Source organism: Micromonospora sp. NPDC023814, from assembly GCF_040639595.1.
In the GTDB taxonomy this organism is placed as follows: domain Bacteria; phylum Actinomycetota; class Actinomycetes; order Mycobacteriales; family Micromonosporaceae; genus Micromonospora.
In genome coordinates this window covers 1-13,338 of the sequence record NZ_JBFAAF010000069.1, presented here as the reverse complement: position 1 = coordinate 13,338, position 13,338 = coordinate 1, and the positions used below count along the sequence as shown (strand labels likewise).

At 73.5% G+C, this 13,338-nt stretch carries 13 protein-coding genes; 6 read left to right on the top strand and 7 right to left on the bottom strand.

Annotation, left to right across the window (positions count from 1 at the left end; all coding sequences use genetic code 11):
* Positions 1-78: 78 nt before the first annotated feature.
* A complete protein-coding gene (locus AB0G14_RS27965) occupies positions 79-981 on the top strand; it encodes a 1,4-dihydroxy-6-naphthoate synthase (protein ID WP_357702385.1) in 903 nt (300 codons plus the stop codon).
* Here the strand turns inward: AB0G14_RS27965 and AB0G14_RS27960 are convergent.
* Together AB0G14_RS27960 and AB0G14_RS27955 are read right to left on the bottom strand one after the other, a co-directional pair.
* Positions 942-1,328: a cold shock domain-containing protein gene (locus tag AB0G14_RS27960; RefSeq protein WP_091098926.1), complete on the bottom strand. Its 387-nt coding sequence runs from the start codon at positions 1,326-1,328 to the stop codon at positions 942-944. The genes AB0G14_RS27965 and AB0G14_RS27960 overlap by 40 nt on opposite strands.
* 28 nt (positions 1,329-1,356) lie before the next feature.
* Positions 1,357-1,980, bottom strand: a complete 624-nt coding sequence (locus tag AB0G14_RS27955) for an HAD family hydrolase (protein ID WP_357702383.1) — start codon at positions 1,978-1,980, stop codon at positions 1,357-1,359.
* An 87-nt stretch (positions 1,981-2,067) separates the two neighbouring features.
* Between AB0G14_RS27955 and AB0G14_RS27950 the strand changes: the two genes are divergently transcribed.
* A complete protein-coding gene (locus AB0G14_RS27950; RefSeq protein ID WP_357702382.1) occupies positions 2,068-4,551 on the top strand; it encodes a helicase-associated domain-containing protein in 2,484 nt (827 codons plus the stop codon).
* Positions 4,552-4,604: 53 nt separating this feature from the next.
* Here the strand turns inward: AB0G14_RS27950 and AB0G14_RS27945 are convergent, their stop codons facing one another.
* Both AB0G14_RS27945 and AB0G14_RS27940 read right to left on the bottom strand, forming a co-directional pair.
* Positions 4,605-4,853 (bottom strand): hypothetical protein, encoded by a 249-nt coding sequence (locus AB0G14_RS27945; RefSeq protein ID WP_357702380.1) that lies wholly within the window; start codon positions 4,851-4,853, stop codon positions 4,605-4,607.
* Between the two features lie 130 nt (positions 4,854-4,983).
* Complete coding sequence (locus tag AB0G14_RS27940) at positions 4,984-5,850, bottom strand: L,D-transpeptidase family protein (protein ID WP_357702378.1); 867 nt, start codon at positions 5,848-5,850, stop codon at positions 4,984-4,986.
* A 176-nt stretch (positions 5,851-6,026) separates the two neighbouring features.
* Here AB0G14_RS27940 and AB0G14_RS27935 point away from each other — a divergent pair, with 176 nt between their 5' ends.
* Together AB0G14_RS27935 and AB0G14_RS27930 are read left to right on the top strand one after the other, a co-directional pair.
* Complete coding sequence (locus AB0G14_RS27935) at positions 6,027-7,706, top strand: DNA repair helicase XPB (protein ID WP_357702376.1); 1,680 nt, start codon at positions 6,027-6,029, stop codon at positions 7,704-7,706.
* 449 nt (positions 7,707-8,155) lie between these two features.
* Positions 8,156-8,323, top strand: coding sequence for a hypothetical protein (locus AB0G14_RS27930; RefSeq protein ID WP_357702374.1), 168 nt, complete (start codon positions 8,156-8,158; stop codon positions 8,321-8,323).
* Between the two features lie 108 nt (positions 8,324-8,431).
* Here the strand turns inward: AB0G14_RS27930 and AB0G14_RS27925 are convergent, their stop codons facing one another.
* Positions 8,432-9,139, bottom strand: a complete 708-nt coding sequence (locus tag AB0G14_RS27925; protein ID WP_357702433.1) for a TIGR03089 family protein — start codon at positions 9,137-9,139, stop codon at positions 8,432-8,434.
* A gap of 202 nt (positions 9,140-9,341) precedes the next feature.
* On the opposite strand from AB0G14_RS27925, the gene AB0G14_RS27920 reads away from it, so the two are divergent.
* Positions 9,342-10,190 (top strand): hypothetical protein, encoded by an 849-nt coding sequence (locus AB0G14_RS27920; protein ID WP_357702372.1) that lies wholly within the window; start codon positions 9,342-9,344, stop codon positions 10,188-10,190.
* Between the two features lie 35 nt (positions 10,191-10,225).
* Here AB0G14_RS27920 and ligD (AB0G14_RS27915) read toward each other — a convergent pair whose 3' ends face one another.
* Both ligD (AB0G14_RS27915) and ligD (AB0G14_RS27910) read right to left on the bottom strand, forming a co-directional pair.
* Positions 10,226-11,137: a non-homologous end-joining DNA ligase gene (ligD, locus tag AB0G14_RS27915; RefSeq protein ID WP_357702370.1), complete on the bottom strand. Its 912-nt coding sequence runs from the start codon at positions 11,135-11,137 to the stop codon at positions 10,226-10,228.
* A complete protein-coding gene (gene ligD, locus AB0G14_RS27910; protein WP_357702368.1) occupies positions 11,127-12,068 on the bottom strand; it encodes a non-homologous end-joining DNA ligase in 942 nt (313 codons plus the stop codon). Before ligD (AB0G14_RS27910) ends, ligD (AB0G14_RS27915) begins: the two co-directional genes overlap by 11 nt.
* Positions 12,069-12,153: 85 nt before the next feature.
* Here ligD (AB0G14_RS27910) and AB0G14_RS27905 point away from each other — a divergent pair, with 85 nt between their 5' ends.
* Entirely contained in the window at positions 12,154-13,170 is a 1,017-nt protein-coding gene (locus tag AB0G14_RS27905; RefSeq protein WP_357452849.1) for a Ku protein, read from the top strand.
* The last annotated feature ends 168 nt before the right edge of the window (positions 13,171-13,338 follow it).

Here is a 13,338-nt window from a genome sequence, read left to right as displayed (position 1 = left end):
GCCTCACGTCGCGGGGCAGGTCACAGTCGCGGGGACCGGGCGGAGCCGGCCCGCTGCGGGCGGGGATACCGTGGGGGCGTGGCGCTCTCGCTGGCGATCTCGCCCTGCCCCAACGACACGTTCGTCTTCCACGCCCTGGTGCACGGCCTCGTGCCCGACGCGCCGCCGGTGGAGGTGACGTACGCCGACGTCGACGTGACCAACACGGCCGCCGAGCGGGGCGCGTTCGACCTGGTGAAGGTGAGCTACGCCGCGCTGCCGTGGCTGTTGGAGGACTACCACCTGCTGCCCTGCGGCGGGGCGCTCGGCCGTGGCTGCGGCCCGCTGGTGCTGACCAGGGGCGACGGCGCCGGCCGACTCGACCGCCCGGGCAGCGCGGGACACGCCGGCCGCGCCGACCTGACCGACCGCACCGACCGGGCCGACCTCACCGGCGCGACCGTGGCGGTGCCCGGCGACCGGACGACGGCGTACCTGCTCTTCCGGCTCTGGGCGGCGGACCGGCCGCCGGCGCGGATCGAGGTGGTGCCGTTCCACGAGATCATGCCGGGCGTGGCCGCCGGCCGGTACGACGCCGGCCTGGTCATCCACGAGGCCCGGTTCACCTACCCGCGGCACGGCCTGACCGCCCTGGTCGACCTGGGCGAGTGGTGGGAGGCCGACACCGGCCTGCCCATCCCCCTCGGCGCCATCCTGGCCCGGCGCGGTGCGGTGGACCCGGAGGCCGCCGCCGGGTGGATCCGCGAGTCGGTCCGCCGGGCCTGGGCCGACCCGGCGGCGAGCCGCGACTACGTGCTGGCGCACGCGCAGGAGATGGAGCCCGACGTGGTGGACCGACACATCGGCCTCTACGTCAACAAGTTCACCGCCGACCTGGGGGACGCCGGGTTCGCCGCCGTGGAGGCGCTGCTCGGTCGGGCCGCCGCCGCCGGGCTGGTGCCTCAGACCTCCAGCTCGCGCGCGACGGCGTGGACCAGCTGAGCGATCTTCTGCGCGGTCTTGCGGTCGGGGAAGCGACCCCGGCGCAGGTCCGGCTGCACCTTCGCCTCCAGCACCTTGATCATGTCCTCGACGAGGCCGTGCAGCTCCTCGGCCGGCCGGCGGCGCAGCTCCGCCACCGACGGCGGGGCGTCGAGCAGCTTGACCCCCATCGCCTGCGCGCCCCGGCGGCTGTCCACCACGCTGAAATCGACCCGCTGACCGCCCTTGAGGTCGGTGACACCCGCCGGCAGCGCGGTCTTGGGAAGGAACACGTCGCCACCCTCGTCGCTGGTGACAAACCCGTATCCCTTGGCCGCGTCAAACCACTTCACTCGACCCGTCGGCACCTGAGAACCCCTGCTTCGCTTGAGACGTCTACTGCCCCAAGGCTAGCCGGATCATCCCGTCCAGCGCCGCCGGGAATCCGGTGAGATCATCCAGCACCGCCTCCGCCCCGGCGGCGCGGAGTTCGTCGGCCGAACACGGGCCGGTCGCGACGGCGATGCCGGGCACGCCCGCCGCCCGGGCGGCCACCATGTCGGCCACGTGGTCGCCGACGTAGTGCGTGGCGCCGTGCTCGCGCAGCGCGGTCGCCTTCTCCTCGGCGAACAGGTCGCCGGCCAGCTCGTCGACCGCCAGTCCGAGGTGGTCGAGGTGCAGCCGGGCCAGACGGCCCAGCTTGGAGGTGACCACCAGCACCCGGCCGCCACGGGCGCGGATCGCGTCGATCGCCTCGCGGGCGCCGGGCAGCGGGACGGTGGGCGTGATCGCGTACGCCGGATAGAGCTCGCGGTACGTGCGGACGGCCGCGTCGACCTGCTCCGGCGGGAACCAGCGGGCGATCTCGGTACGCAGCGGCGGGCCGAGCCGGGACACCGCGGCCTCAGCGTCCACGTGCACGCCCGTCCGGGCGGTCAGCGCCCGGTAGGCGGCGGCGATGCCGGGGCGCGAGTCGACCAGGGTCATGTCGAGGTCGAAGCCGACCGTCAGTGCGGACATGCGGAGAAACCTACCCGCCCGTCCGCACGGGTCAGCCGGACGTCCGAGGGGCGGGAAGACCCCCTGCCGGGCTAGCGTGGAACGACGATGACCACCTCACTCGCCGACCACCTGCGGTCGCTGCCCGACGAGTCGCTCGCCGCCCTCCTCCAACTGCGGCCGGACCTCGTGGTGCCCGTGCCCGCCGACGTCTCCGCGCTCGCCATCCGGGCCCAGTCCCGGGTCTCGGTGGCCCGCGCGCTCGACGGGCTCGACCAGTTCACCCTGCAGATCCTGGACGCCGCCCGGCTCACCCGGGACCCGGCCGAGGGCACCACCTCCACCGCCTCGGTGCTCGCCATGGCCACCGCCGGCACGTACCCGCCCGCCCCCACCTCCGTCCGCGCCGCCGTGAACCGGCTGCGGGCGCTCTTCCTGCTGCACGGCCCCGAGAGCGCCCTGCGCGTGGTGGAGAGCGTCGACGAGGTCTCCCCGTACCCGGCGGGGCTGGGCCGGCCGGCGGCGGAGCTGGACCCGCGGGCGGCGGCGCTCTGCGCGGACCCGGCGAAGCTGCGGCGGACGCTGCTGGCCGCGCCACCCTCGGCCCGCGCCATCCTGGACCGGCTGGCCGCCGGCCCGCCGGTGGGCAGCGTGCCGGCGGGCGCGTTGCAGGCGCCGCCGGTCGGCGCGGAGGACGACCTGCCCCCGGACCCGACCAACGGCGGCGCGCCGACCGGCTCGCCGGTGCGCTGGCTGGTCGACCACCACCTGCTGGTGCTGGTCTCCGGCCCCAACAAGGCCAGCGCCACCGGCACCGTCGAGCTGCCCCGGGAGGTCGGCCTGCTGCTGCGCCGGGACAGCGGCCCGCTCGGCCCGCTGCGGACCAGCCCGCCGCCCGTGGCCACGCCGCCGCGCGAGCCGAAGGCCGCCGACTCCGCCGGGGCCGGGCAGACCATGGAGGCGGTACGTCACACCGAGGCGCTGCTGGAGCAGCTCGCCGCCGAGCCGGCGCCCGTGCTGCGCTCCGGCGGCCTGGGCGTGCGCGACCTGCGCCGGCTGGCCCGCGCGGTCGGGGTGGACGAGCCGACGGCCGCCCTGCTGCTGGAGGCGGCGTACGCGGCGGGGCTGATCGGCGAGGTGGACCTGCCCGGGGCCACCACCACCCGCTACGGGGCCGACCAGCAGGTGCTGCCCACCGCCGGGTACGAGGTGTGGCGGGCCGGCACGCTGGCGCAGCGCTGGGAGCAGCTCGGCCGGGCCTGGCTGACGATGACCCGGCAGGTCGGGCTGATCGGGCAGCGCGACGACCGGGACCGGCCGATCACCGTGCTCTCGGCCGAGGCGGAACGGGCCGGGGCGCCGGCCGCCCGACGCGCCGTCCTCGGGGTGCTCGCCGACCTGGAGCCCGCCACCGCGCCCACCCCCGAGGAGGTGCAGTCGCTGCTCGACTGGCGGGCGCCGCGGCGCAGCCGGGGGCGGGAGGCCGCGCACCGCGACGTGCTGACCGAGGCGGCGACGCTGGGCGTGACCGGGCTGGGGGCGCTCACCTCGTACGCGCGGCTGCTGCTCGCCGACGTCACCGCCGCCGACGAGCGGGGCGGGGACGACCCGCTCGGGCTGCGCGCGGACGCCGAGGAGGGCGACGGGACCGGCGCGGTGCGCGCGCTGGACGCGTTGCTGCCCGCCCCGGTCGACCACTTCCTGGTGCAGGCCGACCTGACCGTCGTGGTGCCCGGCCCGCCCGACCCGGCCCTCGCCGCCGAGCTGGAGGTGGTGGCCGAGCACGAGTCGGCCGGTGGCGCCAGCGTGCACCGGGTCACCCCGGCCAGCGTGCGCCGGGCCCTGGACGCCGGCTACTCGGCCGACGACCTGCACGCCCTGTTCCGGCGCCGGTCCCGCACCCCGGTCCCGCAGGGGCTGACGTACCTGGTGGACGACGTGGCCCGCAAGCACGGCGGGCTGCGGGTCGGCTCTGCCGGGGCGTACGTGCGCAGCGACGACGAGGCGCTGCTGACCGAGGTGCTCGCCGACCGGCGGCTGGAGTCGCTGGCGCTGCGCCGGCTCGCGCCGACGGTGCTGTCGACCCCGTACCAGGTGGGCCGGATGCTCACGGCCCTGCGCGAGGCCGGGTACGCCCCGGTGCCGGAGGACGCGAGCGGGGCGGCGGTGCTGTCCCGCCCGAAGACCCGCCGGGCCCCGGCCCGGGTGTCGGTGACGACCCGGACCCTCGACCCGCTGACCGCGCCGAAGCTGTCCATGCCCCGCCTGCTCGGCGTGGTGGAGCAGATCCGGCGCGGCGACGCGGCGGCCCGGGCGGCGCGGCGCGCGCCGGCGGTGGTCCGGGGCGGTGCGGCGCGTACCGGGCCGGCGCCGGTGCACACCCACAGTGACGCCCTCGCCGTGCTCCAGCAGGCGGTGCGGGACAAGGCGCTGGTCTGGGTCGGGTACGTCGACGCGCACGGGGCGACCGCGTCCCGGCTGGTCCGGCCGGTCTCGATCGGCGCGGGTTACCTGCGCGCCGAGGACGAGCGGACGGAGATGCTGCACACCTTCGCCCTGCACCGGATCACGGCGGCGGTGTTGGAGGACTGAGCGCCAGCGGCCCTACGGGTCGTTTTCGGAGCGGCCGGCGGCCTCGGCCCGGGTCAGCGCCGGCTGCGGCGTACCGTCCCGACGACGGAGACAACCAGCAGCAGCGCGAACCCGGCGCCGGCCGACTCGCCGACCGAGTCGACGAAGCCCTGTTCGAGCACCAGCCAGCCGAAGAGGAACCAGCCGAGGAGCACCGTCGCGGCGGCCGCGTACGCGACGACGGTGACGGTGGAGACTCCCTCGTCCGGCGACGGGTCGCGCTCGGCACTGTGCTCCGGTCTCGCTTCCCGGTCGACCGTCATCTCCAGCCTCCCCGTCCGTCCGACGCCTGGCATTCCAGCGTGTCACTCGGGTGACCGGAGTGACAGGGGATAAAACCCCGATCGGACGACATGTGCGATGCGGGCGGGCCGGGGCCCCGGGGGCGGCGGCTCAGGTGCCGGGGCGCCGCCCGACCAGCACCACCCGGCTGCCGACCTTGCCCAGCTCCCAGTACCGGACCGCGTCGGCGTGCAGCAGGTTGACGCAGCCGTGCGAGCCGATCGCCTTGTTGTGCAGGTAGGTCGTGGTCTCGTGGAAGCCCATTCCCTGCGTGAAGTGCTGCCAGTACGGGAGCCAGACCTCGTACGGGTCGGACCACTCCTTGATGTTGCGATAGTTGATCTTGAAGGTGCCGGCCGGGGTGCGGTAGCCGGGCATCCCCGTCCGGGTGACCGTCGGCTTCACGAGCACCTTGCCGTTGCGCATCACCCAGGTCGTCTGCCGGGTCAGGTCGATGCAGAAGGTGGTGCCCGAGCCGGCCTTGCAGCGCGCCGTGTCGGTGGTGGCGAGCCGCTTCGCCACGTCGTGGGTGGTGGGCCCCGCGCGGCCGTGGGCGGGGCGGATGTCGTACCGCTTCTGGAACTTCTTGATCGCGGCGCAGTCGGCGGCGGACTGCCGGCCGTCCACGGTCAGCGTCCCGAAACCGCCCAGCCGGGCGAGGTACGCCTCCACCGCGCGCTGGTGCTCCCCCTGCGGGCAGCCGGCGGCCGACGGCGACGTGGTGGGCTTCGGCGCGGGCCGGGTCGGCCTCGGGCGGTTCGGCGCGGGCTTCACCGCCGGCTTCGCCGTCGCCGTGCCGGCCCGCTGGTCCGGCCCGGGCGCACCGCTCGCCCCCGTTAACTGCTCCGTGGCACCGACCGGGACGGGACCCCCGCCCCCACCTCCGTCGGCCCGCGGCTCGAACGCGCACGCACCGGCGCCGACCAGCGTGGCCACTGCCAGGGCGACGAGCCGGGTGGTGATCCGGACGTGTTTCATGGCGCCTCCCGTGACAGGTGTCCTATTGCTAGACGTCGTGAGTACCGCTCCGGTTGCGCCCCGTGTCCAGATTTTTCTGGCGTCACCCGGATACGTGCAACACTGGTGGGTCGCCCCGGGGCGGGTCAGTCACCTCCCGGACAGCCGGCGACCCGAGGCGGAGGAGAGGCACTGGCGTGAGCGGTGGACCCCTGATCGTGCAGTCGGACAAGACCCTGCTGCTGGAGATCGACCACCCCGACGCGCAGGCGTGCCGGATGGCCATCGCGCCCTTCGCGGAGCTGGAGCGCTCCCCGGAGCACGTGCACACCTACCGGCTGACCCCGCTCGGGTTGTGGAACGCGCGTGCCGCCGGGCACGACGCCGAGGCCGTGGTGGACGCGCTGATCAAGTACTCGCGGTACCCGGTGCCGCACGCGCTGCTGGTCGACGTGGCCGAGACGATGGACCGGTACGGCCGGCTCCAGCTCGCCAACGACCCGGCGCACGGGCTGGTGCTGCGGGCCCTGGACCGGGTGGTGCTGATCGAGGTCGCCAAGAGCAAGAAGCTCGCCGGCATGCTCGGCGCGAAGATCGACGACGACACGATCGCGGTGCACCCGTCCGAGCGGGGCCGGCTCAAGCAGGCGCTGCTCAAGCTGGGCTGGCCGGCCGAGGATCTGGCCGGCTACGTCGACGGCGAGGCGCACCCGATCGAGCTGGCCGAGGCCGGCAAGGACGGCGGCAAGCCGTGGACGCTGCGGTCGTACCAGCGGGAGGCCGTGGAGGCGTTCTGGGCCGGCGGGTCGGGCGTGGTGGTGCTGCCCTGCGGCGCGGGCAAGACGCTGGTCGGGGCGGCGGCGATGGCCGAGGCGAAGGCCACCACGCTGATCCTGGTCACCAACACGGTCGCCGGGCGGCAGTGGAAGCGCGAGCTGATCGCCCGCACCTCCCTGACTGAGGAGGAGATCGGCGAGTACTCGGGCGAGCGCAAGGAGATCCGCCCGGTCACCATCGCCACGTACCAGGTGCTCACCTCGCGGCGCGGCGGCGCGTTCACCCACCTGGACCTGTTCGGCGCGCGCGACTGGGGCCTGGTCGTCTACGACGAGGTGCACCTGCTGCCCGCGCCGATCTTCCGGTTCACCGCGGACCTCCAGGCCCGCCGCCGGCTGGGCCTGACGGCGACGCTGGTCCGCGAGGACGGCCGGGAGGGCGACGTGTTCAGCCTGATCGGCCCGAAGCGGTACGACGCGCCGTGGAAGGACATCGAGCAGCAGGGCTGGATCGCCCCGGCCGAGTGCACCGAGGTACGCGTGACGCTCACCGACGCGGAGCGCATGTCGTACGCGACGGCGGAGGCCGAGGAGCGCTACCGGATGGCGGCGACCGCCCGGACGAAGCTGCCCGTGGTCAAGGCGCTGGTGGACCGGCACCCGGGCGAGCAGACGCTGGTGATCGGCGGCTACATCGAGCAGCTGCACCAGCTCGGCGAATACCTCGACGCGCCGATCGTGCAGGGCTCCACCACCAACAAGGAGCGGGAGCGGCTCTTCGACGCGTTCCGCTCCGGGGAGATCCGCACCCTGGTGATCTCGAAGGTCGGCAACTTCTCCATCGACCTGCCCGAGGCGGCGGTGGCGATCCAGGTCTCCGGCACCTTCGGCTCGCGGCAGGAGGAGGCGCAGCGGCTGGGGCGGGTACTGCGGCCGAAGGCCGACGGCCGGCAGGCCCACTTCTACACGGTCGTCTCCCGGGACACCATCGACACCGAGTACGCCGCCCACCGCCAGCGCTTCCTCGCCGAGCAGGGGTACGCGTACACGATCGTCGACGCCGACGACGTCCTCGGCCCGAAGCTCCCGACGACCGACTGACTCCCGTCACCTGTCGAGCCGTCGGGAGACCTCGCGGGGAGCACTGGTCCCTCCGGTCGACGTAGTGGACCTGGACCCGGCTCAGCGGTGTGGCCCGACGCTGACGAATGACTGATGCCTCCCCGGGTACGCGGGCTGCGATACCGGCGACGGATTCGGGCCCGTGGCCCCGCACCGCCACCACGCTGGGCCACGGCCCGGCGCGATTCGCGATGGCCGATCCGACATACGCGAGAAGAGGCATGCGATGAGGGACAGGATCCTCCAAGCTCTGAAGAGGCAGACAAAGTCAATCATGGTGCGCCGTAGGCGCAGGGATTCCATGATCAGCAAGCGGGGCCGCTCCAGAAGGCCCGGCAGGCTCTTCCAATAAGCGCGCGCATACGAAAGGGGTTGACGAGCCGCTACCGCGGCCCGTCAACCCGCACGCGTCATCAAGGCCCGCCCGGGTGCTGGCCCGGCTCAGCGCCCGCGTCGAGCCGGGCGGCGTCACCGTCTCGGCCGAGGACCAGCAGGGCGTACGCCACCACTGGGTCTTCTGCGACCGCCCGCTGCCCGGCGAGGCGCGGTGCACCCTGCCGACCAACCACACCGCGCCCTGCTCCCGCCGCCCCTGACGAACCCGAGCAGCTCCGGCCAAATCTTGGACAGTTTCCGTTCCCTGGGAACGACAACTGTCCAAGATTGCCAAGCCGGCGGGGGCGGGGGCGGCGCAACCCCGGCCATCAGAGCACCCGGGTGATCTGCTCGGCGGCGATCCGGGCGTCCAGGGTCGCCGGGTCGAGGTTGGCGCAGAGCACCACCGACGCGCCGACGGCCAGCGGCGCCAGCAGCCAGTACACGGGCTGCTCGTGCTCGGCGACGTCGACCAGCAGCCGGTCGCCGGCCCGCAGGTCGAGTCGCTCCGCCACGGCCCGGGCGACGCTGCCCCACTCGCGGTAGCTCGTGCCGTCCGAGCTGGCCGCGTCGGCACTGGTCAGCGGGGCGGACGCGGGCAGCGCGTCGGTGTGCCGGGCCACCTCGGCGAGCCAGTCCAGGTAGCCCAGGGGCACCTCGGTCAACGGGGCGGACCCGAGCCCGAGGACGTAGCGGTGCCGGCCTTCGGGCACGTCCTCCAGCCAGTCGTCCAGCCGCTTCGCGCTGACGAAGACCGCGTCGAACGGCTCGTTGTCGCCCGGCCCGAGCTGCGGCAGGCCGGCAGTCGCCCGGGGACGGAACGACACCGCCACCCCGGCCGACCAGGCGCCCAGCAGCACGGCGGCGGTCTGCCAGTGCGCCGGGAGCAGCACTGCGGCCCGGTCGCCGACGCCCAGCCCGCAGCCCTCGCGCAGCAGCCCGGCGGCCCGCGCCGCCCAGCCGCCCAGCTCCGTGGCGGTCAGGTCGACCCGCTCACCGGTCGCGTCGTCGAGATACGTCAGCAGCGGCCGGTCCATCTCGGTGGGCCGGTCACCGGTCGGCGACTCCCGGACGAGGGCATCGGTCAGGATCATCACGAACTCCTCGGGCAGGCTCAGGCCACCCTACTCAACCAGCGTCGGACCGGCATTCCACTGACGCGCCGGTGGGCATGCGAACGGATGGGCGTCACCTGAACCGGTCGACCCCTGCGAGCCAGGGTGCGCTACCGTCCGGCGCATGGTGATCGAGGCGTTCGACATCTGGACCGACGACGACGTCGCTGACGAGGCCGGGAAGCGGCCCAGGCTGCCCGCGGGATGGGCCGACCATGCCGGGCCGGGCATCGACGTCCGGACCTGGCCCAGGTCCCCGCGCACCGGCCAACCGATGCTGCACTGCTTCACGCTGTGGTTGCCCGAGGCGTACCGGCGGCGCGGACCCGATCTGGTGGCTGTCGCCGTCTTCCAGTGGGAGGACGAGCTCTACTTCAAGGACCCGTCGCCGGAGGTCAGCGCGGTCATCGCCGGCCGTCCCGTCGAGGTCGCACAGCCCGAGCACCCGTTCTGGGCCGAACTCGCCCAGGCCCGGGCCCACCCACGACTGCAGGTCGCCGACGACGGCGTCGCGTCCCTGCTCGCCATGGTGTGGCTCACCGAGGCGGAGCTGAACGGACCACGGGTCACCCGACCCGCCGCGGCGCCCGCGCTCGCCGACGGCGAGGTCGACAACACCTCCTGGCGGGCGAGGCACGGCGTATACGGTTCCCTGTGGCTGGTCCCCCGCGATGACCCCAACGCAGGCGTGCCACCGGTGAGTTTCCCGTCCGACGGCGACGCCTACGTCGACGTGCCGGACATGTTCGACGTCTTCCACGCCGAGCACCTGGGCGGCACCGGCATGTCCCCCGACGGAATGCGCGACGGCCTGTCGCCCTGGTACGTCGAGGTGTGCCGACTGGGCGGCATCAGCTTCGGCGGCGACCTGGACATCGCCCTGGACCTCGAAAACGGCGCCTTCCTCGGCGACTGGAGCACCGCTGTGATGATCCCGGGCACCGATGCCGGTCAACCGACGCCGCCACGTTGAACTGGCGGCGACGAGCACTCAGGTCCGGCTGACCGTCACACCGGCAGCTCGGGGCCGCCGTCGAGCAGCGGGGCGAGCAGGTCTCCGTCCTTCTCCACCCGCTTGAGCACTTCGCTCGCCACGTACGGCTTGGTGGCCGGGCGCTTGCCGGCCGCGCCCGCCTCGACCTCGTCCCACGTGAGCGGAGTGGACACGGACGGCACCGACTGGGCCCGCAGCGAGTACGGCGACACGGTCGTCTTGGCCGCGTTGTTCTGGCTCCAGTCGATGAAGACCTTGCCGGGCCGCAGGTTCTTCGCCATCTTCGACACGACCAGTTTCGGATGCGCCCGTTCCAGTTCCTGGGCGATCCGCTTGGCGTAGGCGGACACGTCCTCGGCGTCCTGCGTGCCGGCGATCGGGCAGCAGAGCTGCATGCCCTTCTTCCCGGACGTCTTCGGATAGCTGTCGATGCCGTCCTCCGCGAGCCGGTCCCGCATCAGCAGCGCCACCTGGCAGCACTGGCGCAGCGCGGCCGGCGGCCCCGGATCCAGGTCGACCACCATCATGTCCGGGTGCTCGCCGATCTTCCACTGTGGGGTGTGCAGCTCCAACGCGGCGAGGTTGGCCAGCCAGACCAGGGTGGGCAGGTCGTCGGCGACCACGTAGTCGATGGTCTCCCGGCCCTTGCTCGACCCGGGCGCGGGCAGCGTCTCGGTGCGTACCCAGCCGGGGGTGGCGGCCGGGGCGTTCTTCTCGAAGAACGAGCCGCCGGTGACCCCGTTGGGGAAGCGGATCCGGGTCAGCGCCCGGCCTCGCAGGTGCGGCAGGAGCACCGGGGCGATGCGGGTGTAGTAGTCGATCACCTCACCCTTGGTGAACCCCGCGTCGGGATAGAGCACCTTGTCCAGGTTGGACACCTCCAGCGAACGCCCCTCGACGTCCACCTTCAACCGCTCAGCCGGCATCGTCGACCTCCTCGGCGGGCTTGTCCGGTCGCAGCCGGAGCACCCGCGGGAACCGCAACCGCCCGTCCGGGGTGCGCTGGCCGTACTTCACCTCCACCACGACCCTCGGTGTTACCCAGATCGCGCCCCGCGCATCCTCGCGCGGCAGGGCGTCGGCGAACGGCGAACCGCCGGTGCGCAACGGCTCCAGTTCGCGGAGCAGTTCCCGCTCGATGGCCGCGCCGATGCCGCCGCCGACCCGCCCCCGGTAGGTGAGCCGCCCGTCCGGGCGCGGCACCCCGACCAGCAGGCCGCCGATCTTCCGCGCCCCGGGCCGCCAGCCGCCGACCACGAAGTCGCCGGTCACCTCCAGCTTGACCTTCACCCAGTCCGGCGAGCGCACCCCCGGGCGATAGACCGACTCGACGCGCTTGGCCATCACCCCCTCCAGGCCGTGCTCGCCCGCCGCCTCGTAGGTGGCCAGGCCGTCCGGGAAGACCGGCGACACCGCCCACCGGGCGCCGCCGAGCGCCAGGCCGTCCAGGGCCTCCCGCCGGCGGGCGTACGACCAGCCGGTCAGGTCCTCGCCGTCGAGCCGGAGCAAGTCGAAGATCATGTACGTCACCGGGATGGTCGCCGCCAGCCGGGCGGCCTTGTTCCGGTCGCGGACGTGCATCCGCTCCGCCAGGGCGGTGAACGAGGGCTGGCCGTGCTCGCCGAGCAGCACCACCTCGCCGTCGAGCAGCGCGTCGCCCACCTGCTTCTGGAGCGTGGCCAGCTCGGGGTACGCGACGGTGATCTCGACGCCGGAGCGGGCGTACAGGTGCTGCCGGCCGCCGGAGATGTCGGCGAGCGCGCGGACGCCGTCCCACTTGAACTCGTACGCCCAGCCGGCACCCGCCGGGAGCTGCCCGGTCATCGCGAGCATCGGCTTGAGCGGCGCGCCGGGCACCCCATGACTGTACTTGCGCACGGAAGCGCTCGCGTGGCCTTCGATCTTTTGGGATCCTGGGCAGTACCGGCGAGAGGAGCACGGGATGCGGGCCATCTGGAAGGGAGCGGTCTCGTTCGGGCTGGTCTCGATCGGGGTGCGGGTCTACTCGGCCACCGAGGAGAAGGACATCCGCTTCCACCAGGTGCACCGGGACGACGGCGGCCGGATCCGCTACAAGCGCACCTGCCAGGTCTGCGGTGAGGAGGTCACCTACGACGACATCGCCAAGGGCTACGACATCGGCGGCGGCGAGATGGTGATCCTGACCGACGAGGACTTCGCCGACCTGCCGCTGTCCACCTCGCACGCGATCGACGTGCTGGAGTTCGTCCCCGCCGAGCAGGTCGACCCGATCCTCTACAACAAGGCGTACTTCCTCGAGCCGGAGGGCACCGCCACCAAGCCGTACGTGCTGCTGCGCGACGCGCTCGCCGACTCGGAGCGGGTGGCGATCGTCAAGGTGGCGCTGCGCCAGCGGGAACAGCTCGCCACGCTGCGGGTCCGGGAGGGCGTGCTGCTGCTCAACACGATGCTCTGGCCGGACGAGATCCGTAGCCCCGACTTCGGCTTCCTGGACGAGGATCTGAAGGTCCGCCCGCCGGAGCTGGCCATGGCCAGCTCCCTGATCGACTCGATGGCCGGCGAGTTCGAGCCGGACGCCTTCACCGACGACTACCGGGCGGCCCTCCAGGAGGTCATCGACGCGAAGGTGGAGGGCCGTGAGGTGGTCCAGCCGGAGGAGGTCGAGGAGGCCCCGGCGGCGGCGGTGGACCTGATGGCGGCGCTGAAGGCGTCCGTGGAGCGGGCCAAGGCCGCCCGGGGCGAGGCGCCGGCCGGCGGTGGCGGCGAGCCGACCCCGATCTCGGCGGCCCGCTCCGCCCAGAAGAAGGCGGCCGAGAAGAAGGCCGCCAAGGCGCCGGCCAAGAAGGCCGCCGAGAAGAAGGCGGCGCCCAAGAAGACGGCCGCGAAGAAGGCAGCCCCGAAGAAGGCCGCCGAGGGCGAGAAGAAGCCCGCGGCGAAGAAGGCGGCCCCGAAGAAGGCCGCCCGCAAGACCGCCTGAACCGCGCCGGCCCGCGTCCCCCGGACGCCTGCCCGGCGCACCGCGCGGGTTGCCTTGACGCCGGTGGCAAGGTCTAGGTGACTGGTGTTAAACGATGGCTGCCATCAGCGTGGCGGCCATCGTTTTGCATCTATTTCTGCTAGTTTGCTGGGATGACGTTGGGCAGAG